Raw genomic sequence first — 19,682 nt, 5'->3', positions numbered from 1 at the left:
AACAAAAAAGGCGTGTCTTTCGACACGCCTTCTCTAGCATTTCGCACTCAAATATTAAGTCTAATACCTAATTATTTGATAATTTTCGCTACAACACCTGCACCTACTGTACGACCACCTTCACGAATCGCAAAACGTAAACCTTCGTCCATTGCGATTGGGTGAATTAAGCTAACAGTCATTTTGATGTTGTCGCCTGGCATTACCATCTCTACGCCTTCAGGTAATTCGATTGTACCTGTTACGTCTGTTGTACGGAAGTAGAACTGTGGACGGTAACCTTTGAAGAATGGAGTATGACGACCACCTTCCTCTTTTGATAATACGTATACTTCTGATTCGAAGTCTGTGTGTGGTGTAATTGTACCTGGTTTCGCTAATACTTGACCACGTTCGATTTCTTCACGTTTTGTACCACGTAATAATGCACCTACGTTCTCACCTGCACGACCTTCGTCAAGTAATTTACGGAACATTTCAACGCCAGTTACGGTTGTTTTCGCTGTTTCTTTGATACCAACGATTTCAACCTCTTCACCTGCTTTAATGATACCACGCTCAACACGGCCTGTTACTACTGTACCACGACCAGAGATTGAGAATACGTCTTCGATTGGTAACAAGAATGGCTTGTCAATCGCACGCTCTGGCTCTGGAATGTATGTATCTAAGTGGTTCGCTAATTCAAGGATTTTTTCTTCCCATTCTGCAACCCCGTTTAATGCTTGTAATGCAGAACCACGTACGATTGGTGTATCATCGCCTGGGAAGTCATATTGAGAAAGAAGTTCACGAACTTCCATTTCTACTAATTCTAATAACTCTTCGTCATCTACCATGTCGCATTTGTTTAAGAATACGATGATGTATGGTACACCTACTTGGCGACCTAATAAGATGTGCTCACGAGTTTGTGGCATTGGACCGTCTGTTGCTGCTACCACTAAGATTGCACCGTCCATTTGCGCCGCACCAGTAATCATGTTTTTAACATAGTCCGCGTGTCCTGGGCAGTCTACGTGTGCGTAGTGACGTGTTTCTGTATCATACTCAACGTGTGAGGTGTTGATGGTGATACCACGCGCTTTTTCTTCCGGCGCATTATCAATTTGGTCGAATGCACGAGCTGCACCACCGAAGTGTTTCGCTAACACAGTTGTGATCGCTGCTGTTAAAGTTGTTTTACCATGGTCAACGTGGCCGATTGTACCCACGTTAACGTGCGGTTTTGTACGTTCAAATTTTTCTTTAGACATTTTTAAAAGCCTCTTAAACAAACACGGTTACAAATGGTACATAACCACATTAACCAAATGTAGAAATTGTTACTAAGATTTAAAACACTGAAAAGAAGATTTTAGAAGAGTAGTGGTGCTGATAGGCGGATTTGAACCGCCGACCTCACCCTTACCAAGGGTGCGCTCTACCAACTGAGCTATATCAGCGCTTGGAGCGGGCAGCGGGAATCGAACCCGCATCATTAGCTTGGAAGGCTAAGGTAATAGCCATTATACGATGCCCGCTGTTCTAAATTCGTCTGTCCGATGTCATATGCGATTCAATTAAGTAAGAAATGGTGGAGGGAGAAGGATTCGAACCTTCGAAGGCTGAGCCAACAGATTTACAGTCTGCCCCCTTTGGCCGCTCGGGAATCCCTCCACAATAATTGAATACTTAATTACGATTTGCAATAATGGTGCCGACTACCGGAATCGAACTGGTGACCTACTGATTACAAGTCAGTTGCTCTACCTACTGAGCTAAGTCGGCATTGCGCTGTCGTAAGCAAGTGAGGTGCATTATAGGGAAATTTTGAAACTGTGCAAGCATTTTTTCAAAAAAAATTGAAAAACTTGTTTTTTCGCTTGTTTAATACGCAAAACGTCTGTTTTTTGTATGTTTTACGTGATTTTAGCGAGATAAAACGCCCTATTTTTAGATTTATATTGTATATTTGTGACTGCGCATTCCATTGGAAATGCAATCTGCACTACCTGAAAACTAGAGAATTTGGCTATGAGCCTGCAAAAATCAAACAAAATTACTCCTTTTTTAACTTTTGATCGCCAAAAATGGGCTGAATTACGCAAATCGGTGCCATTAAAATTAACAGAACAAGATTTAAAACCGCTACTCGGCTTTAATGAGGATCTTTCATTAGAAGAAGTGAGTACAATTTATTTACCTTTGGCACGTTTGATCAACTATTACATTGAAGAAAATCTTAAGCGCCAAACGGTATTACACCGTTTTTTAGGGGTTGCGGCGCCCAAAGTGCCTTACATTATTAGTATTGCTGGCAGTGTTTCTGTTGGCAAAAGTACTTCGGCACGTATTTTACAAGCTCTGCTTTCACAATGGCCGGAAGAACGCAAAGTCGATCTCATCACCACAGACGGCTTTCTCTATCCGCTTGCTACTCTAACCGAACGCAATCTATTAAAGAAGAAAGGCTTTCCCGAATCCTACAACATTCACCGCCTCGTGCAGTTTGTGTCCGACATCAAATCAGGCAAACGCAATGTGCAAGCCCCGATTTACTCGCACCTCACCTACGACATCATTCCCGATCAATATAATGTGGTCGATCAGCCCGATATCGTGATTTTAGAGGGATTAAATGTGCTACAAAGCGGAATGAATTACCCGTCCAGTCCGCACAACGTGTTCGTGTCAGATTTTGTCGATTTCTCCATTTATGTCGATGCGGACGAAACCTTGCTCAAAAAATGGTATATCCAACGCTTTTTGAAATTCCGCCGCAGTGCCTTTTCCGACCCCAATTCCTATTTCCACCACTATTCCAAACTCTCGGAAAGTGAGGCAATCGCCACAGCCTCAACCATTTGGGACGAAATCAACGGCTTAAACCTCAAACAAAACATTCTGCCAAGCCGAGAGCGTGCCAATTTGATCCTCGAAAAAGGCGAAAATCACGCCATTCAAACCGTCAAATTGAGAAAATAACCGATAGGCGCTAGAGGAGATAGTGCCTTTTTTTATAGGTAAAATTTAGCAAAAAGTTAACAACTTAGATAAAACACAAAATACAGCGAATTAGTAGGCGATTAATACGCAAATTTTTGTTAAGCTAACATTCTATTTGCAAAATTTTAAACAAAACAGACCGCTTGTTATGAATAAGAAACTTTTACTTCCTCTCATCATTTTTTTAGCTTTAACCATTACCTTTATGGTACAGCTTTCCCGTAATGCTCAAGGCGATGATCCGAAAAAACTCGAATCCGCATTAGTGGGGAAAGCCATTCCTAATTTTCAACTAGAGTCCGTTTTAGATGAGAAACAGCTACTTGATCAAAATGTCGTAAAAACAGGCAAACCTCGTTTATTAACCGTTTGGGCGACATGGTGTCCGACTTGCTATACAGAACACGAATATTTAACGCTACTAGCGAAACAAGGCGTAGAAATTGTCGGTGTGAATTATAAAGATGAGCGCTCAAAAGCAATGAAATTCCTCGCTAATTACGGCAATCCTTACAAAGCGAATATTTACGACCCGAAAGGCTCACTGGGCTTAGATCTCGGCGTATATGGCGCACCGGAGACCTTTATTATTGACGGTAAAGGCGTAATTCACTACCGCCATGCCGGTGATGTAAATGACCAAGTATGGAATGAAGTGTTAAAACCGATTTATGATGGGTTGAAGTAAGGTTAATGTAATATGAGCTTAATAGATTATAAGAAGAGAAGAATTATTCAGCATTATTTCTCATACATAACCATCGCAAGAATTATGTTCTGTTCTTTTCTGTTTGGAGCATTCACTACATTTATATACTTAAATGAAATTGGAGCAAGAAATTTATTTTCTCTCTCCTCTTCAAAAGAGATATATCTATCTCTAACGGGGGTAGCGATCTTTTTTACAACACTTTTTATGATATATGGAATATCATCCATAGCATTTAAAACAGGAAAAACAAAAAAAAGTAATAACTTCATTAGTAAAAAAATACAAATAGGCATTTTCCTTCTATTAACTTTTATATCTTCTATAGCATTTTATTATCTATACGAACATTTCATATATATAATCCTATGCTTAATGGCTGTTATCATATTAACTATAACAACTATTTTAAAATCTAAAGACAAACAAGAGAAATACGAATTAATTGATTATGTCGATATATATTTTGGATATGGATTTTATATCTTGGCAGCAATTACGACTTCACTATTTATCTCATTATTTGCATATATATTTTTTGATGAAAGCATAGCGGCTTACTGGATAAGTATAATTATAGTAGCCTTACTTCATACGAGTTATTCTTTTTACTTTATGGGAAAGATAAAACGTATCAAAGATGTTATCAATCTACATATAATTATGTTTTTTATTATTATGATCTTTATGTCCGCCAACGGAAAAGTATTATTGACTATTCTAGGAATCCATAATAACAACGAAAAACCATATATAATTACAAATCATGAGGAATACATTTTAGATTATCCTAAGAATGTTATAAATATTGCTGTAAACAAATTAAATAAAAACAAAAGGACTCATTGCGGAAGAATATTATATGAAGATAGTAAATATAAAGTATTTCTCCCTTACCACGAAACAAACGTTAAAAACAACATAATAATTCCAGATCAAAATATAAAGTTATATCAAGGATTATTTAAAGATCTTATTTGCGAACCATCAATTACATTATGGAATGTAGGATATTTAATAAAATGAAAAAACTCCTCCCAATTTTTTTAATGGCAAGTGCCGTAGCAACTGCCGCACCGATTGAATTCAACCAATTCGATAATCCGCAGCAAGAGTCAGATTATCGTGCATTAATTCAAGAATTACGTTGTCCGCAATGTCAGAACAATAATATTGCCGATTCAAACGCAACGATTGCAACCGATATGCGTGCCAAAACATTGGAATTGTTGAAACAAGGCAAAAATAAAGATGAAGTTGTGGATTATATGGTTGAGCGCTACGGCAATTTTGTCACTTATAATCCACCGATGACGCCGGCTACCGTATTACTTTGGGCGTTACCCATCGCATTACTGTTATTTGGTTTTGCGTTGATTTGGAGACGCAAATCTAAGCAAAAACAAGCGGTCGAATTTATCCAAAATTCTGCAAATTCGGCTCTTGATCAAACACGTTTAAATCAAATTCTTAACGAGAAGGACAACTAATGAACTTTTGGATTATTGTAGCATCAATGACCATGGGTATCTGCTTAATTGCGTTTTATCCTTTGCTTACCAAGCAAACAAAACGCCAAAGCTTAAAACGAGATAACCTGAATAAAGCTTTTTACTTTGACCGTTTAAAAGAAGTTGAACGTGAAGTGAATGAAGGGGTAATTGATGACCCTGAAAAAACCAAATTAGAACTTCAACAAAGTTTATTAGACGATATTCCCGAGCAAGCGGAAGCAGTGCAGGCTAAACAAAGTCATATTAGCAAAATTTGGTTTGCAGCGTTACTGATTGCTGTAGGGATTATCGGCACCAGTGCTTATGTCAGCGTTGGTTCATGGCAAGCCGGTACGATGATTGATATGACCCATAAAAAATTAGAATATTTTTATGAACGTATCAAAGATGAAGACACCAATCCGTTGTCTGAACAAGAGTTAAATCAATTTGCCATGGCGTTACGTGTCGAATTACAAAATAAACCGAATGATGCCAAAGGTTGGTTTATGTTAGGTCAAATCGGGATGGCAAAAGATGACGGTCAATTAGCATTGGAAAGCTATGAAAAAGCGAGCAAATTAGATCCGAAAAATCTGCAATATAAAGGCCGCTATGCACAGATACTGATGTTCTCGCAAGATCAGGCGGATAAAGACAAGGGTAAAGAGGTATTAAAAGAAATTTTACGCCAAGACCATACCAATTTAGATGCGCTTAGCCTACTCGCTTTCAGTTCTTTTGAAGAAGAAGACTACAAAATGGCAGCAATGACTTGGGGTATGATGTTAAAACTGATTCCTGAAGGCGAGCCACGCCGTGCTACAGTTGAAAAAAGTATCAATATGGCGATGTCGATGCTAAAAGAACAAGAAAGCAAACAACCGGCAAAAGCAGAAGAGAAAAAATAATAGCGCTTTAGCGAACCTAAAACTGATTCGGGCGGGTTTCATACCCGCCCTAAAATTGCAAAAGGATAAATAATGTTAAGTAAAGAGACATTAAAAATCGGTTTGGTTTCTGTTTCAGACCGTGCTTCTAGTGGTGTTTACCAAGACCAAGGCATTCCTGAATTACAAACGTGGTTGGAATCCGCATTGACTGCCCCGTTTGAAGTTGAAACACGTTTAATTCCGGATGAACAAGCTGTAATTGAGCAAACATTGATTGAATTGGTAGATACACACCACTGCCATTTAGTATTAACTACCGGCGGTACTGGGCCAGCAAAACGAGATGTCACACCGGATGCAACCATTGCAGTGGCACACCGTGAAATGCCAGGCTTTGGCGAACAAATGCGTCAAGTAAGCCTGCATTTTGTACCAACCGCAATTCTCTCTCGCCAAGTCGGAGTTATTCGTCACAATTCGTTGATTTTAAATTTACCGGGACAGCCGAAAGCGATTAAAGAGACGCTGGAAGGGGTAAAAGATGCACAAGGTAACACGCTGGTACGAGGTATTTTTAGTGCTGTGCCATACTGTTTGCAGTTATTAAGTAAAATTTATATCGACACACATCCTGAAATCTGCGAAAGTTTCCGCCCGAAATCAGCGAGAAGATAATCTTTAAAACCACGGAACACACTGATAACTCAGAAAACTAAACAAGCGGTCAAATTTACTAAAAATTTTACATTCCGAGTAATCTGCGTTTTCTGTGGTGATTAAAAAATAGGAATTTCTTATGAAAAAAATTGAAGCAATTATTAAACCATTTAAACTGGATGATGTGCGTGAAGCGTTGACTGATGCGGGCATTACCGGTATGACTGTCACTGAAGCGAAAGGATTTGGTCGTCAAAAAGGTCACACCGAGCTTTATCGTGGTGCGGAATATGCGATTGATTTTCTACCGAAAATTAAACTGGAAATTGTAGTAGCAGATGACCAAGTGGACGCTTGTATCGAAGCAATTATTGATACCGCACAGACAGGCAAAATTGGTGATGGTAAAATCTTTATCTATGATGTCGAGCGGGTGATTCGTATCCGTACCGGCGAAGAAAACGAAGACGCCCTTTAACCGTTTTTAGCAATGTTCCCTCCTGTGAGAAGGGCAACATACCGACCAGACATACTATTCACATTCAAATAGGAAAACTATGAAACAAACCGGAATCAAATGGTTATGGCTAAGTTTAGCGACTATTATTATTGATCTATGGATCAAATACCTTGTAATACAACGCTTTGAGCTGTATGAAAGCGTAAACGTATTACCGATTTTCAATTTAACCTACGTACGCAACTACGGTGCGGCATTCAGCTTTTTGGCTGATCACGGCGGTTGGCAGAAATATTTCTTTTTAGGATTAGCCATTGTCATTTCACTAGGTTTAATCGTAATGCTGTGGCGTAATCCAGCGATCAAAAAATTGGAAAATTCTGCGTATGCACTGATTATCGGCGGAGCAATCGGTAATGCAATTGACCGTGCATATAATGGCTATGTGGTTGATTTCTTTGATTTTTATTGGGATATCTATCATTATCCTGTGTTTAATATGGCGGATATTGCCATTGTAGTGGGTGCAGGGTTGCTCATCTTGGAAGCATTCCTCGACAAAAAGAAAAAGAGTGGTTAAATGGATATTTTATTAGCAAACCCTAGAGGTTTCTGTGCTGGTGTTGATCGAGCGATCTCGATTGTGGAACTCGCCCTCGAAATTCACGGCGCTCCGATTTATGTACGTCACGAAGTGGTACATAACCGCTTTGTGGTGGACGGCTTAAAAGCCAAAGGTGCAGTGTTTGTCGAAGAGTTGGACGAAGTGCCGGACGATGCGATTGTCATTTTCTCGGCGCACGGCGTATCGCAAGCGGTTCGCCAAGAAGCTAAACGCCGCGGCTTAAAAGTATTTGATGCAACTTGCCCGTTAGTAACTAAAGTCCATATGCAAGTGGCACGTGCCAGCAAAAAAGGCACTAAAGCGATTTTAATTGGGCATGAAGGTCATCCGGAAGTGATTGGTACAATGGGGCAATACGATAATCAAGACGCCGGCATTTTCTTGGTGGAATCTGTCGAAGACATTGCCAGATTACCGGTTAGCAATCAAGACGAATTAACTTTTATGACGCAAACCACGCTCTCGATTGACGATACTAGCGATGTGATTGAAGCGTTAAAAGAGAAATACCCAGCGATTCAAGGCCCGCGTAAAAACGATATTTGTTATGCAACAACCAACCGCCAACAAGCGGTACGAGAATTGGCGAAACAATCACAACTGGTATTAGTAGTCGGTTCTAAAAATTCTTCAAACTCAAATCGTCTAGCGGAACTGGCTTCACGTATGGGAGTGCCGTCTAAATTGATTGACGGTCCGCAAGATATTGATCCGAGCTGGCTGGAAGGTGTTAACATCATCGGTATTACCGCTGGCGCTTCAGCACCGGAAGTTTTAGTACAATCGGTAGTGGAACACTTAAAAACCTTAGGTGCAATCGGTGTGAGCAACTTAGAAGGTTGTGAAGAAAATATGGTGTTTGAAGTGCCGAAAGAACTACGTATTCATGAGGTGAAATAATGGCTGAATTAAATCGTTTTAGAATTGAGTGGGAATGTCGCCGTGGTATGCGCGAATTAGACAAAATGATTATGCCTTTTTACAAAGCACATTTTGATGCTTTAAGCGAAGCGCAACAGCAAACTTTTGTAGCAATGCTCAAATATACCGATCCGGAATTATTCCGTTGGTTTATGCACCAAGCCCCTGCTCCAACGCAAGAAATGACCGATTTAATCGAATTGATTCGTTCTAAAATCGAGCGTTAATTTACCCTATTACAAGCGGTTGTTTTTGGTAAAAAATTTGCTAAAAACGGCCGCTTATTTTTTGGAAAGCGACTATGCCAATGAGCCGTTTAGAGCGAATCTTTCACGCTGCTTTGTTTGAACTCTTCGCCATTTTGTTTACTGTTATCGGTATGAGCCTGTTTACTTCGCATCATACCGGTTTACTGACCGGTACGCTTGTCTCAATCTCAATAGTGGCAATGTTGTGGAATATGCTATTTAACACAGTTTTCGATCGTATCTTTACCACCCCTCGCGAAACTCGCACGATCGGATTACGCATTTTCCATACCTTATTTTTTGAAGGTGGTTTACTACTCTTCACCATTCCGTTGGTCGCTTATATGCTCGATGTCGATTGGTGGACAGCGTTTATTATGGATATCGGTATGACGCTTTTTGTGATCGTGTATACCTTCTTCTTTAATCTTAGTTACGACCATCTGCGTGCTTGGTGGCTTAAACGTTCAACCCAATAAAACAGGCGGTCAAATTCGCAGAAAATTTTGCAAATTTGACCGCTTATCAGTTTTCTTAATCATCATAATGACGGCTATGTTTTTATAATGGCCGTGATGGTGACCGTAATCTTCGATATCCTACTTTATGTTTATGGTGTTTGTGATAACGGCGTTCATGTGCTCGTCTTTCGTAATATCGTTCCGAACGATAACGTTCGTCACGCTTTCTTTCAATTTTATGTGCATTCCATTGGCTACCAACTACCCCGCCTAATGCAGCTCCAGCAACTGTTGAAGTGATATCTTGCCCTGCAACCGCACCGGCAACACCGCCTAGCACAACCCCTACAGCCGTATCATGTTGTGAGCGACTTAATGCATGTGCCGTGACCGATGTAGATAATAAGGCAATCATTAAGCCTTTGAGCATTACTGATTTCATAAATTACCTCGAATTTCCAATGCTAAGTCTGTGAAAAAATAAAAATAATAAGCATAGTGAATCAATTTCTGAGGCGTATTTTCAATATTGGACTTAAGCTCGTCAAGCCTAGAAAAGCTAACTGAAACAATAAGATAGATTTGTAACAGCAGTAAAATTTTTTTGAACTTTTTGCTTTTGTATTATCTATATGCAATCACTACAATTTTTGTGTAAAGCCAAGAACTTCACCTTTTGATTTACCTCTAACACAGGCAAGACTAGGAATGAATAATAATATGAAAAAAACCGTGAACTGCGTGGTGAAGGAAAGTATCACTGAAGCACTCTTACGTTTAATGCAAAAGAAAAATTTCTATGCTATCAGCATTACCGAACTGACTAATTTGGCAGGCGTTAGTCGTATTTCGTTTTATCGCAACTTCGAATCAAAAGAAGATGTTTTGATTAAACATATATACGAACGCTCTGTTGCGACCTTTGCCAATTTAAATGCAACCAATGTTCGAGAACGTTTAATCGGCTTATTTAAAGTTACCGATGAATTAGGCGATATTTTAGATTTGCTCTATTCACAAAATCTCTCGCACCTCTTTTTACAATATTTTGCCCACACAATTGGCGCCAAGCCGGAACAAGAGAATCTTGAAGCATTTCAAAATTCAATGTTAACGGGAATTTGTTTCGGAGCGTTAGATGAATGGGTCAAAAGAGGCAGAAACGAAAGCCCAGAACAAATGGTTGACCTGCTACAAAATGTTGCCAGATGTTGTTTGGCAGACTAATTTCTTACTGTAATTTACTAATATTTTTGCACTTCTCTTTATCATCAAAACAATTGACATTTGGAAGAATAATTTTGACTCTAAATTACAAACCTTGACCTTTTCTAGAAATTAAGTACACTCTCATATTTCTGCAACCAAGATCAAAAAAGCAATGATTGCGAACTGTAATATCAACCATTATCCATTATGGTTGTGTTTTCAATAAATTACCGTCTATGGATTAGTCGCAGTATAACAACGAGGTTCAAAATGAAAGAAACAAATCTGGATGTAGTACTTGAACAAGGTTCTCCCGAAGACAAAAAACTGAAACTCCGCCAAACCTTAGCAGAAATAAGTGTCGAGCTCAAATTGAGTCATTTGCGTGAAGAATTGCACATTACTCAACAAGAACTCGCTCATAAACTCAATATTAGCCAACCGTCTGTCGTTGCGCTGGAAAAGCGAGGTAATGACATCAAATTATCTTCCATTCAACGCTATATAAACGTAATCGGTGGCAAAATCCATTTAGCAGTTTCGCTGCCTACTGGTAAATCCGTAATTTACCGTCTATAGGATAAAATTTTCTCGTTAACCAAGCGGTTTAATTTCACTCAATTTTTTCAAATATAAGTGAAATTAAACCGCTTGCTTTTTCTATCTTTCTTTCTATAACCACCCACCTTATATCAAGCTCATTTATATTGTATATAAAAAATAGTGATTGGATTTTATATCTAGAGATGATTAGGATCTATACAATTTGTCGAAGGACGATAACGATAAAGTTATCACTCTTACAAAACTTATTAGAAGGAAGTTTTATGTTTAATATTCAAAAAGAAAATGTGTTAGAAGCTTTCAAATACCGTCGTGCAACACGTAACTATGACGCTTCTAAAAAAATCAGCGATGAAGATTTTGCATATATTTTAGAATTAGCGCGTCTTTCACCAAGTTCTGTCGGCTCTGAGCCATGGAAATTTGTGGTGATTCAAAACCAAGAATTACGTAATAAATTAAAACCGGTTGCATGGGGTATGGCGGCACAAATGGACGCAGCAAGCCATTTAGTGGTGTTGCTTGCCAAGAAAAATGCAAGCCACGACAGCGAATACTTCAAAAAAGCATTAGAACAACGTGGTTTAACTGCTGAAGAAATGGAAAAAACGTTAGCGTTATATAAACAATTCCACGAACAAGACATCAAAATCGCAGGTGATGAACGTGCATTATTCGACTGGTGCTCAAAACAAACCTACATTGCATTAGGTAATATGATGAGCGGTGCTGCATTAATCGGTATTGATAGCTGCCCAATTGAAGGTTTCAACTATGATGCGGTAAATCAAATTCTTGCCGAAGCAGGCACATTCGATCCGAATGAATACGGCGTTTCTGTGATGGCAACTTTCGGTTATCGTGCCGGTGAAATCGCACCGAAATCACGTAAACCGATCGAAGAAATCGTAAGCTGGATTAAATAATCACAAGCGGTGTAAAAAAGCTAATTTTTACACCGCCTTTTTATTGCTACTCTAACGCAAAAAGGAACACACTATGACATTCAAAGTAAAAGGTTTTGCTGCCTTAGATCCGAAATCTCCTCTCCTGCCACACACATTTGAACGCCGTGACGTACGTGCGGACGATGTAGAAATCGATATTCTTTACTGCGGCGTATGCCACTCAGATTTACATCAAGCTCGCAATGACTGGGGTTTTGCCACTTATCCTGTCGTACCGGGCCATGAAATTATCGGTCGTGTTAGCCGTGTGGGTAACAAGGTTAGCAAATTTAAAGTCGGTGATTTAGTCGGCGTAGGTTGTATGGTAGATAGTTGCCAACACTGCCACTCTTGCGAACACGGCTTAGAACAATATTGTGAGAATACCGCAGTACAAACTTACTGTGATACCGACCGCTTCGGCGACAATATGCCGACTTTCGGTGGTTATAGTGAAAAAATCGTAGTAACCGAAAACTTCGTACTAAGCGTACCGGAAAATCTAGATACCAAAGCGGTTGCCCCATTACTTTGCGCTGGTATCACTACTTGGTCGCCATTGCGCCACTGGAATGTAGGCAAAGGCTCAAAAGTGGCGGTTGTCGGTTTAGGTGGTTTAGGTCATATGGCAATCAAACTGGCACACGCATTAGGTGCAGAAGTGACGTTATTTACACGCTCACCGGGTAAAGAACAAGACGCACATCGTCTAGGTGCAAGCCGTGTAGTGATTTCAACTGATGAAGAACAAATGAAGTCAGTGGCAAATACTTTCGATGTCATTATTGACACCGTACCTTACACACACGACCTCAAACCTTACGTACCAACCTTAGCAATCAGCGGTACACTTGTATTGGTAGGTTTAATCGGCAATCTCGATCCAAGTATCACGACTGTACCATTAGTATTAGGCAGACGCTCAATCGCAGGCTCAATGATTGGCGGCATTAAAGAAACGCAAGAAATGCTAGATTTCTGCGGCGAGCACAATATCGTACCGGACGTGGAGACGATCAACATTCAAGACATCAACCACGCTTACGAACGTATGCTCAAATCCGACGTGAAATACCGCTTCGTGATTGATATGCAATCATTGAAAGCGTAATAAGACAAGCGGTGGAAAATGGTGAAAGATTTACAACCGCTTTCTTTTTAAATGATTAAACATTGATAATCTAGATGCCACATAACAAAAAACCCGCAATTGAGCGGGCTTTTTATTTTTCAAACGCCAAGAATTAGGCGCTTTTTACGTTACCCCTGCGCAAATATACGCTCAGTTGCAACTTGAGCAAGAAAACCACTACGAGTCTTATACTTTGGATTTCTTGCTACTAATTCGTCAATTCGGCGAATTAGTAACGATGGTAAAGTGACATTGATTTTTTCAGATTTACCCATTAAATGGGTTAAATCAACATCAACGATTGCAAACATTAGTCCCTGATATTCAGGATTATCTTTATGTTCGCTTAATGATTTTGGGTGTGGAATTTCGTCTCCATCCTCAATCATGCCTTCTATATGAAACGCAATTGCATCTTTTGCGTTCATAAATGCTTCTTCCAATGTATCGCCGGCTGAAAAACACCCCGGCACATCTGGCACAACCACACCGTAAGAATGACTTTCGTCACCCATTTCAATGACGATTGGATATAGCATTTTTTATCTCCAATAATATTACTATTAATTTTTGTTAATCCAAATCAAAATAGGCTAATAACTAGCTAAATGGGGCTATTCTAGCCCCGCTTGCTTTAATATTGATTTAACCGTTCCATTTGGTAAATCTTTTTTTGGATGAGGCACTGTTACACGTCTTTTTTTGTTGGATGCTTGAATTGGTGATGGCTGCCTCTTATTGCCACTTCATACCAACCGTCATCCTCAATCCTTTTGATTAAAGTTCGGCTATCCATACACACCTCGCCTATCTTTGGATCAGAGTTATAATAACCCTAAAATACGTTTATCACAAGAGTTATTAGAGTTATTTTTACTAATTGTGAACAAAACTCCGGTATATAAAGACTTTTAATATAGCAGGAGGAACTAACTATACTTTTACTACTATTCTCCCACAATTCCCTTCTCCAACTAACTAAGCTATTATTCACTTACAATCAACAAACCTTAGCGAGCCACAATGAACTTTCTTGCCCACAGTATGATTTCCTTTGAGTTAGACAAAATAATGCCGAATAGCCGTACTTTATTTGGTAATTTTGCCGGTGATTTTTATAAAGGGCGAGTTGAGAATTTAGCGGTGGCAAGTCATATTCAAAACGGGATAAAGCTACACCGTTTGATCGACAGCACGACAGATCGGCGAGAAAACGTCCTCAATCCGTTACTTGCCGAAGAATTGGGGCGATTTAAAGGGATTGTGTCGGATATTGTGATTGACCATTTTATCGCAAAAAATTTTAACCGCTTGTTTGGGCAAGAACTGGCACAAGTTGAAACCAACATTTTGGATAATATTATTCAACATCAACCGATTTTCCCACAAGGGTTCTCCTCGCTATTTAATTGGTTGGCACAGAACCGAGCCTTGTCTCACTACGCTGACGTTGATTTTTTAACTGACCGGGTATTTACAGGAATGGCGCAACGTATCACACGTGGCGAGATACTACGCTCCGCAGGAAATGTGCTGAAAAAGCACTATGTGGAACTGGAGATATTGGCGATACAAGAATTTAGCTACACCAAACAGGAAAGTCTGCGCAAATATTTAGCATTGTTGAACAAGTAAAACAGCAAACAAGCGGTCAAAATTCGCAAATCTTTTGCAAAATTTAACCGCTTGTTATCAATGTTCCTTACACGCCCATTCCGTAACAACTAGTTTCATCACGGCGATGCGGTTCAGTTCGTTTTCCTCAAACTGCCAATCGGATTTGCTGGTATAATGTTCCATTAAATAGTGCAGAATCGTGATTTTTTCCGAACGTTCTTCAATCAGAGAAATTTCGCCCTTGCCGATAATACTTTGATAGCGGAAAGAATAATGGCAAGCAATCTCTGCCGTTACCAGTTCGTGTTTACGATCCATTTGAAAGCCCACAATCTTTTGTTGTTTGATTAAATCGATCTTCTTACCTTTTTGATGACCGTGAAAATAAAGCTCTAAGCGATCATCAAATTGTTTGAAAGCGAAGTTGAGCGGCAGAATGTAAACCCCTTGTTCTTCTTGAAAACCCAATCGACATACATCGCACTGGCGCATAATTTCAAGCATTTGTTCATAATCATTCACCGCTCGGTCTTTACGTCGGATTTTGTTGTGTTGCATATTTTTCCTGTAATGTTTAAGTTTGACATTGCAAAACAAGCGGTCAAAATTCGCAAACTTTTTGCAAAATTTAACCGCTTGTAAATATTACTCTCTCGCCAAAATTTTCTGGATTTCCGCCATAATTTCTTGGTCTTGTTCGAGAGCGATACGATACATTTCTTCGTTTTTGAAACGCTCGATTTTCGGGTCATACACTTCTGACATAAGCTTCACACTATGGCGATCTTTGCCAAAGTACATATTACCGATTTCATGCACTTTATCTGCATCCAGCCCGAGTTCTCGTAGCGCTTGTTTACCGGTACGTAATGCACCGTCAAAAGTTTCGCGCACTTCAATATCCGCGCCGGATTGTACCAACTCGTACACGTGATAACGGTCGTAAGCACGTGCGATAATTTTAATATGTGGATTCACACTGCGTGCATATTTCACGATTTCTAACGTTTGTTTCGGATTATCAATCGCCACAATCAACATTTGTGCAGTTTGAATGCCCGCCGCTTTGAGTAAGTCTGAATGTGCGCCGTTGCCGTAATAACTTTTCACCCCACGCTTTTTCATACCGGCAATGAGTTTCGGATTCAGCTCGATAATGGTCGGGTGATAGCCTGTCATTTGCAATAAATGATTGACCACTTGTCCGAAGCGACCTAAGCCGACCAAGATAATCGGGTTTTGCTCTTCAATATGATCATGCGGTTTGATTTCGTCAATTTTCTGCAAACGAGGCACGATAAATTTCTGGCTCACAATAATCATTAACGGCGTGAAGACCATTGATAGCACCACAATTGCCGTCATATTGGCGTGTACCGTGTCATCAATTACTTTTTGAGCGTGCGCTGCAGCAAACAACACAAACGCAAATTCACCACCCTGCGCCATTACGATTGCACGATCGTGTGCGTCTAAATTGTTACTGCCGGAAAGGCGAGCGACTAGGAAAATCACCCCACCTTTAACCAACATCATTAATGCCACACCCGATAAAATCAGCCCTAAGTTATCCCACACCACATTCAAATCCAGAGACATCCCGACCGCAAGGAAAAATAAGCCAAGCAATAAGCCTTTAAACGGGTCTATATCCACCTCTAATTGGTGGCGGAAGCTGGAAGTGGAAAGCAATACGCCGGCAGCAAATGCCCCCATCGCCGCTGAAAGCCCGCTTACTTCCATTAATAGCGCTGAGCCAAGCACCACGAAAAGTGCTACGGCGGTCATCATTTCTCGGATTTTGGTACGTGCCAGCATTTTAAAGAATGGATTTAGCACCTTGGTGCCGATGATAAATAAGAAAACCATTGCAAACACGGCAATCGCAATTTTTTGCCAAATCGGCGTACTTGCGCTTTCTACTGAATGAATTGGCGAGAGAAAAGCGACAACCGCCAATAACGGTACAATCAACATATCTTCGAATAACAAAATCGATACCATCTTTCGGCCTCGTTCGGAAGTCATCTCACCTCGTTCGCTTAACACTTGCATCACAATCGCCGTGGAGGTCAACACGAAACCTGCCGCACTGACAAATGCCACTTGCCATGAATAACCGAATGCCATCACCAAACCTGTAAGAGCAATCGCCGCACCAACCACTTGAAAACTGCCTAAGCCAAAAATATATTTGCGTAAGCCCCATAAATGCGCCGGTTGCATTTCCAATCCGACTAAAAATAGGAACATTACCACGCCGAGTTCAGCAACGTGCAAAATCGTATACGGGTCGGTAAATAAGCCCAAACCGAACGGACCAATCGCAAGTCCCCCCGCTAAATAGCCTAATACCGAACCTAAACCGATACGCTTAAAAATCGGCACGGCAATAATTGCCGCCCCCAATAAAGCTACCACACTTGTTAATTGACTTGCGCCTTCTGCTGCCATAAAACCTCCAAACTCAGAGAAAAAAAACAAGAATAAAAATAACATAAAATATATAAATGTTTGATAAGAATTGAAAAGTTAAAAAAATTCTAATTTTCAAACTGCTAATAAAGTCATAAAACAAGCGGTCGAATTTGACAAAACTTTTGCAAGTTTTTATCGAAATTCGACCGCTTGTTCTTGGAAGCTTATCGGCGACTACGCCGCTAAATACTCACGTAAAGCGGCGATTGATTGCTGAGCATCAGCTACGCCCAGATCATACATTTGCTGTAATTTGTTAGGATCTTTTTCCAAACGGCTTAACGGAATGGTTTGTGACGGGCGAATCACAAAAATTTGTTGCTTTTGATTAAGCTGAATAATGCGCTCCACCGTTTGATTGTAATCTTGATAACGCTGTTGCCAACGCTCAATTAAGTGGGGGTAACCGCGATAAATCCACTTAAACAATGCCATTAAGCTAGGCTTTTTGCGATATTCCAACGGGCGAGTTAAAACCAGTACAATTTTATCATAGCCTAAATCAAGGCATTTCTGTAACGGAATGCTATCGGCGATCCCGCCGTCTAAATATTTTTTTCCGTTAATTTCAACAAATTGAGACACAAACGGCATCGCTGAAGTAGCACGAAACAACTCCATTTCCTTAAACACGTCTTGCACCTTAAAATATTCCGGTTCACCGGTTTCCACATTGGTTAGCGTAACCCAAAAGTCCATTTGCGATTGGGCAAAAGTAGCTTGATCGAACGGATCATGAATAGTGGGCAATTCATAGAAAGCGAAATCACGATTAATTAGATTACCGGTAGTAAGCCAGCTTTTCAGGCTTAAAAAGCGCTTATCATTCATATATTTTTTATTGTAGCGTAACACTCGCCCACGTTGTTTAGACGACAGATTCACTCCGAATAATGCCCCTGCGGATACGGTAACTGCTCCATCAAATTCAAGTTGTTCATCCAAAAATACATCTAATACGCCGGCAGTGAACATCCCTCGCATCGCACCGCCTTCCAGCACTAATCCTACTTTCATCTGCTTCTCCTCATTCAGACCACTATTATAGGCAAAGATTCCACTCTATCTTGGCGCACCAAACGAAGTAAAATTCCACAAACATCTTATAGATTTAAGTTATTTACTTAATTTTTTCGGATTTGTGAAAATGATCACAGTATTTTTTTCTGAGATTTTGTATGCTTCGCCCAACTACTTTAACCGTAGCTCATCATAATACTTTTATACCAGAGGGTAACTTTATGAAAAAAACCGTATTAAGCACCTTAGTATTAGCGATTGCATTAGGCGCAAGTATTAGCACCGCACAAGCTGAAACACGTATCGGTGTGACCATCTACAAATATGACGATAACTTTATGGCGTTAATGCGTAAAGAAATCGACAAAGAAGCAAACCAATTAAAAGATGTGAAGTTATTAATGAATGACTCGCAAAACACTCAATCCATTCAAAACGACCAAGTAGACGTATTACTGTCTAAAGGCGTAAAAGCGTTAGCGATCAACTTGGTTGACCCTTCAGCGTCAAAAACCATTATTGATAAAGCAAAAAGCGAAGATTTACCAATTGTATTCTTCAATAAAGACCCGGGTGCAAAAGCCGTAGCAAGCTATGATAAAGCTTACTATGTAGGTACTGATCCGAAAGAATCCGGTTTAATCCAAGGTGACTTAATTGCAAAACAATGGAAAGCGAATCCGGCATTAGATTTAAATAAAGACGGTAAAGTGCAATATGCGCTATTAAAAGGCGAACCGGGTCACCCTGATGCGGAAGCACGTACTAAATACGTAGTAGAAGGCTTAGCAGCACAAGGTATCCAAAGCGAACAAATCTTTATGGATGCGGCATTGTGGGATGCAGCACAAGCAAAAGATAAAGTGGACGCTTGGTTATCCAGCGGTAAGGCGAAAGATATTGAAGTGATTATCTCTAATAACGACGGTATGGCGTTAGGCGCATTAGAAGCGACTAAAGCGCACGGTCGTAAATTACCGATCTTTGGTGTGGACGCATTACCTGAAGCATTACAATTGATCAAAAAAGGCGAATTAGCCGGTACGGTACTTAATGATGCTGCCGGTCAAGGCAAAGCGGTTGTGCAATTAGCGGCAAATCTTGCGGAAGGTAAAGCCGCGGGTGAAGGCACCAGCTGGAAAATTGAGGAACGTGTTGTACGTATTCCTTATGTTGGCGTAGATAAAGATAATCTAGATAAATTTTTAAAATAAGTGAAGTTGTTTAGGCACGGGTGGATCACTCGTGCCTATTTTTTAG

The 19,682-nt window shown here is 40.1% G+C and carries 23 protein-coding genes, 4 tRNA genes and 1 pseudogene; 17 read left to right on the top strand and 11 right to left on the bottom strand.

Annotated elements, in window-relative coordinates:
- Positions 1 to 71: 71 nt before the first annotated feature.
- From tuf to C228_RS0104885, 5 genes are all read right to left on the bottom strand, one after another.
- Entirely contained in the window at positions 72 to 1,256 is a 1,185-nt protein-coding gene (gene tuf / locus C228_RS0104905) for an elongation factor Tu (RefSeq protein ID WP_018651570.1), read from the bottom strand.
- A gap of 113 nt (positions 1,257 to 1,369) precedes the next feature.
- Positions 1,370 to 1,445: transfer RNA gene (locus C228_RS0104900), tRNA-Thr, on the bottom strand.
- A gap of 3 nt (positions 1,446 to 1,448) precedes the next feature.
- Positions 1,449 to 1,523, bottom strand: a tRNA-Gly gene (locus C228_RS0104895).
- Between the two features lie 51 nt (positions 1,524 to 1,574).
- Positions 1,575 to 1,659, bottom strand: a tRNA-Tyr gene (locus tag C228_RS0104890).
- A gap of 35 nt (positions 1,660 to 1,694) precedes the next feature.
- Positions 1,695 to 1,770, bottom strand: a tRNA-Thr gene (locus tag C228_RS0104885).
- Between the two features lie 246 nt (positions 1,771 to 2,016).
- On the opposite strand from C228_RS0104885, the gene coaA reads away from it, so the two are divergent.
- The 11 genes from coaA to C228_RS0104825 all read left to right on the top strand — a co-directional run bounded on the left by coaA (position 2,017) and on the right by C228_RS0104825 (position 9,473).
- Complete coding sequence (gene coaA, locus C228_RS0104880; RefSeq protein ID WP_018651569.1) at positions 2,017 to 2,967, top strand: type I pantothenate kinase; 951 nt, start codon at positions 2,017 to 2,019, stop codon at positions 2,965 to 2,967.
- 169 nt (positions 2,968 to 3,136) lie between these two features.
- The gene (locus tag C228_RS0104875; RefSeq protein ID WP_018651568.1) at positions 3,137 to 3,676 is read left to right on the top strand and encodes a DsbE family thiol:disulfide interchange protein; all 540 of its coding nucleotides are present in this window, start codon (positions 3,137 to 3,139) and stop codon (positions 3,674 to 3,676) included.
- A 12-nt stretch (positions 3,677 to 3,688) separates the two neighbouring features.
- Positions 3,689 to 4,723: a hypothetical protein gene (locus C228_RS14310; RefSeq protein WP_155877778.1), complete on the top strand. Its 1,035-nt coding sequence runs from the start codon at positions 3,689 to 3,691 to the stop codon at positions 4,721 to 4,723.
- A complete protein-coding gene (locus C228_RS0104860; protein ID WP_018651565.1) occupies positions 4,720 to 5,187 on the top strand; it encodes a cytochrome c-type biogenesis protein in 468 nt (155 codons plus the stop codon). The genes C228_RS14310 and C228_RS0104860 overlap by 4 nt, the downstream gene beginning before the upstream one ends.
- Positions 5,187 to 6,101, top strand: a complete 915-nt coding sequence (gene ccmI / locus C228_RS0104855) for a c-type cytochrome biogenesis protein CcmI (RefSeq protein ID WP_018651564.1) — start codon at positions 5,187 to 5,189, stop codon at positions 6,099 to 6,101. The genes C228_RS0104860 and ccmI overlap by 1 nt, the downstream gene beginning before the upstream one ends.
- A gap of 72 nt (positions 6,102 to 6,173) precedes the next feature.
- Positions 6,174 to 6,758 (top strand): molybdopterin adenylyltransferase, encoded by a 585-nt coding sequence (gene mog / locus C228_RS0104850; protein ID WP_018651563.1) that lies wholly within the window; start codon positions 6,174 to 6,176, stop codon positions 6,756 to 6,758.
- Between the two features lie 121 nt (positions 6,759 to 6,879).
- Positions 6,880 to 7,218, top strand: a complete 339-nt coding sequence (glnB, locus tag C228_RS0104845; protein WP_005598795.1) for a nitrogen regulatory protein P-II — start codon at positions 6,880 to 6,882, stop codon at positions 7,216 to 7,218.
- Positions 7,219 to 7,297: 79 nt separating this feature from the next.
- Entirely contained in the window at positions 7,298 to 7,780 is a 483-nt protein-coding gene (lspA, locus tag C228_RS0104840) for a signal peptidase II (protein WP_018651562.1), read from the top strand.
- Positions 7,781 to 8,725, top strand: coding sequence for a 4-hydroxy-3-methylbut-2-enyl diphosphate reductase (gene ispH, locus C228_RS0104835; RefSeq protein ID WP_018651561.1), 945 nt, complete (start codon positions 7,781 to 7,783; stop codon positions 8,723 to 8,725).
- Entirely contained in the window at positions 8,725 to 8,973 is a 249-nt protein-coding gene (locus C228_RS0104830; RefSeq protein WP_018651560.1) for an FAD assembly factor SdhE, read from the top strand. Before ispH ends, C228_RS0104830 begins: the two co-directional genes overlap by 1 nt.
- A 74-nt stretch (positions 8,974 to 9,047) precedes the next feature.
- Entirely contained in the window at positions 9,048 to 9,473 is a 426-nt protein-coding gene (locus C228_RS0104825; RefSeq protein ID WP_018651559.1) for a PACE efflux transporter, read from the top strand.
- 82 nt (positions 9,474 to 9,555) lie between these two features.
- On the opposite strand, the gene C228_RS0104820 is transcribed toward C228_RS0104825, so the two are convergent.
- Positions 9,556 to 9,897, bottom strand: a complete 342-nt coding sequence (locus tag C228_RS0104820) for a glycine zipper domain-containing protein (RefSeq protein ID WP_018651558.1) — start codon at positions 9,895 to 9,897, stop codon at positions 9,556 to 9,558.
- Positions 9,898 to 10,175: 278 nt separating this feature from the next.
- Between C228_RS0104820 and C228_RS0104815 the strand changes: the two genes are divergently transcribed.
- From C228_RS0104815 to C228_RS0104800, 4 genes are all read left to right on the top strand, one after another.
- Entirely contained in the window at positions 10,176 to 10,682 is a 507-nt protein-coding gene (locus C228_RS0104815; RefSeq protein WP_018651557.1) for a TetR/AcrR family transcriptional regulator, read from the top strand.
- 252 nt (positions 10,683 to 10,934) lie between these two features.
- Positions 10,935 to 11,243, top strand: a complete 309-nt coding sequence (locus C228_RS0104810; protein ID WP_018651556.1) for a helix-turn-helix domain-containing protein — start codon at positions 10,935 to 10,937, stop codon at positions 11,241 to 11,243.
- A 248-nt stretch (positions 11,244 to 11,491) separates the two neighbouring features.
- A complete protein-coding gene (locus C228_RS0104805) occupies positions 11,492 to 12,154 on the top strand; it encodes an NAD(P)H-dependent oxidoreductase (protein ID WP_018651555.1) in 663 nt (220 codons plus the stop codon).
- 73 nt (positions 12,155 to 12,227) lie between these two features.
- Positions 12,228 to 13,286, top strand: a complete 1,059-nt coding sequence (locus tag C228_RS0104800; RefSeq protein ID WP_018651554.1) for an NAD(P)-dependent alcohol dehydrogenase — start codon at positions 12,228 to 12,230, stop codon at positions 13,284 to 13,286.
- Between the two features lie 149 nt (positions 13,287 to 13,435).
- Here C228_RS0104800 and C228_RS0104795 read toward each other — a convergent pair whose 3' ends face one another.
- Positions 13,436 to 13,846 carry a type II toxin-antitoxin system HicB family antitoxin gene (locus C228_RS0104795; protein WP_018651553.1) on the bottom strand — a complete coding sequence of 137 codons (411 nt, stop codon included), beginning with the start codon at positions 13,844 to 13,846 and terminating at the stop codon, positions 13,436 to 13,438.
- Between the two features lie 75 nt (positions 13,847 to 13,921).
- Positions 13,922 to 14,103: pseudogene (locus C228_RS14065) on the bottom strand (type II toxin-antitoxin system HicA family toxin).
- A gap of 227 nt (positions 14,104 to 14,330) precedes the next feature.
- On the opposite strand from C228_RS14065, the gene C228_RS0104790 reads away from it, so the two are divergent.
- Positions 14,331 to 14,942 (top strand): ACP phosphodiesterase, encoded by a 612-nt coding sequence (locus C228_RS0104790; RefSeq protein ID WP_018651552.1) that lies wholly within the window; start codon positions 14,331 to 14,333, stop codon positions 14,940 to 14,942.
- Positions 14,943 to 14,999: 57 nt separating this feature from the next.
- On the opposite strand, the gene C228_RS0104785 is transcribed toward C228_RS0104790, so the two are convergent.
- The 3 genes from C228_RS0104785 to C228_RS0104775 all read right to left on the bottom strand — a co-directional run bounded on the left by C228_RS0104785 (position 15,000) and on the right by C228_RS0104775 (position 18,419).
- Positions 15,000 to 15,482, bottom strand: a complete 483-nt coding sequence (locus C228_RS0104785) for a pyridoxamine 5'-phosphate oxidase family protein (RefSeq protein ID WP_018651551.1) — start codon at positions 15,480 to 15,482, stop codon at positions 15,000 to 15,002.
- An 87-nt stretch (positions 15,483 to 15,569) separates the two neighbouring features.
- On the bottom strand, positions 15,570 to 17,378 hold the full coding sequence (locus C228_RS0104780) for a monovalent cation:proton antiporter-2 (CPA2) family protein (RefSeq protein ID WP_018651550.1): 1,809 nt from the start codon (positions 17,376 to 17,378) through the stop codon (positions 15,570 to 15,572).
- 198 nt (positions 17,379 to 17,576) lie between these two features.
- A complete protein-coding gene (locus C228_RS0104775; protein WP_018651549.1) occupies positions 17,577 to 18,419 on the bottom strand; it encodes a patatin-like phospholipase family protein in 843 nt (280 codons plus the stop codon).
- A gap of 224 nt (positions 18,420 to 18,643) precedes the next feature.
- On the opposite strand from C228_RS0104775, the gene mglB reads away from it, so the two are divergent.
- Positions 18,644 to 19,636 carry a galactose/glucose ABC transporter substrate-binding protein MglB gene (gene mglB / locus C228_RS0104770; protein WP_018651548.1) on the top strand — a complete coding sequence of 331 codons (993 nt, stop codon included), beginning with the start codon at positions 18,644 to 18,646 and terminating at the stop codon, positions 19,634 to 19,636.
- Positions 19,637 to 19,682: the final 46 nt, after the last annotated feature.

This window comes from Actinobacillus capsulatus DSM 19761, assembly GCF_000374285.1.
Lineage (GTDB): Bacteria > Pseudomonadota > Gammaproteobacteria > Enterobacterales > Pasteurellaceae > Actinobacillus > Actinobacillus capsulatus.
This window is presented reverse-complemented; position numbering and strand designations above follow the sequence as displayed.

Excerpts from the sequence above, each read along its gene's own strand:
- C228_RS0104875 (WP_018651568.1), top strand. The coding sequence starts at position 3,137 with ATGAATAAGAAACTTTTACTTCCTCTCATCATTTTTTTAGCTTTAACC.
- C228_RS0104810 (WP_018651556.1), top strand. The coding sequence starts at position 10,935 with ATGAAAGAAACAAATCTGGATGTAGTACTTGAACAAGGTTCTCCCGAA.
- C228_RS0104815 (WP_018651557.1), top strand. The coding sequence starts at position 10,176 with ATGAAAAAAACCGTGAACTGCGTGGTGAAGGAAAGTATCACTGAAGCA.
- tuf (WP_018651570.1), bottom strand. The coding sequence starts at position 1,256 with ATGTCTAAAGAAAAATTTGAACGTACAAAACCGCACGTTAACGTGGGT.
- C228_RS14310 (WP_155877778.1), top strand. The coding sequence starts at position 3,689 with ATGAGCTTAATAGATTATAAGAAGAGAAGAATTATTCAGCATTATTTC.
- glnB (WP_005598795.1), top strand. The coding sequence starts at position 6,880 with ATGAAAAAAATTGAAGCAATTATTAAACCATTTAAACTGGATGATGTG.
- C228_RS0104805 (WP_018651555.1), top strand. The coding sequence starts at position 11,492 with ATGTTTAATATTCAAAAAGAAAATGTGTTAGAAGCTTTCAAATACCGT.
- C228_RS0104775 (WP_018651549.1), bottom strand. The coding sequence starts at position 18,419 with ATGAAAGTAGGATTAGTGCTGGAAGGCGGTGCGATGCGAGGGATGTTC.
- lspA (WP_018651562.1), top strand. The coding sequence starts at position 7,298 with ATGAAACAAACCGGAATCAAATGGTTATGGCTAAGTTTAGCGACTATT.
- C228_RS0104800 (WP_018651554.1), top strand. The coding sequence starts at position 12,228 with ATGACATTCAAAGTAAAAGGTTTTGCTGCCTTAGATCCGAAATCTCCT.
- C228_RS0104860 (WP_018651565.1), top strand. The coding sequence starts at position 4,720 with ATGAAAAAACTCCTCCCAATTTTTTTAATGGCAAGTGCCGTAGCAACT.
- C228_RS0104795 (WP_018651553.1), bottom strand. The coding sequence starts at position 13,846 with ATGCTATATCCAATCGTCATTGAAATGGGTGACGAAAGTCATTCTTAC.
- coaA (WP_018651569.1), top strand. The coding sequence starts at position 2,017 with ATGAGCCTGCAAAAATCAAACAAAATTACTCCTTTTTTAACTTTTGAT.
- mog (WP_018651563.1), top strand. The coding sequence starts at position 6,174 with ATGTTAAGTAAAGAGACATTAAAAATCGGTTTGGTTTCTGTTTCAGAC.
- C228_RS0104785 (WP_018651551.1), bottom strand. The coding sequence starts at position 15,482 with ATGCAACACAACAAAATCCGACGTAAAGACCGAGCGGTGAATGATTAT.
- C228_RS0104780 (WP_018651550.1), bottom strand. The coding sequence starts at position 17,378 with ATGGCAGCAGAAGGCGCAAGTCAATTAACAAGTGTGGTAGCTTTATTG.
- ispH (WP_018651561.1), top strand. The coding sequence starts at position 7,781 with ATGGATATTTTATTAGCAAACCCTAGAGGTTTCTGTGCTGGTGTTGAT.
- C228_RS0104830 (WP_018651560.1), top strand. The coding sequence starts at position 8,725 with ATGGCTGAATTAAATCGTTTTAGAATTGAGTGGGAATGTCGCCGTGGT.
- C228_RS0104820 (WP_018651558.1), bottom strand. The coding sequence starts at position 9,897 with ATGAAATCAGTAATGCTCAAAGGCTTAATGATTGCCTTATTATCTACA.
- ccmI (WP_018651564.1), top strand. The coding sequence starts at position 5,187 with ATGAACTTTTGGATTATTGTAGCATCAATGACCATGGGTATCTGCTTA.
- C228_RS0104790 (WP_018651552.1), top strand. The coding sequence starts at position 14,331 with ATGAACTTTCTTGCCCACAGTATGATTTCCTTTGAGTTAGACAAAATA.
- mglB (WP_018651548.1), top strand. The coding sequence starts at position 18,644 with ATGAAAAAAACCGTATTAAGCACCTTAGTATTAGCGATTGCATTAGGC.
- C228_RS0104825 (WP_018651559.1), top strand. The coding sequence starts at position 9,048 with ATGCCAATGAGCCGTTTAGAGCGAATCTTTCACGCTGCTTTGTTTGAA.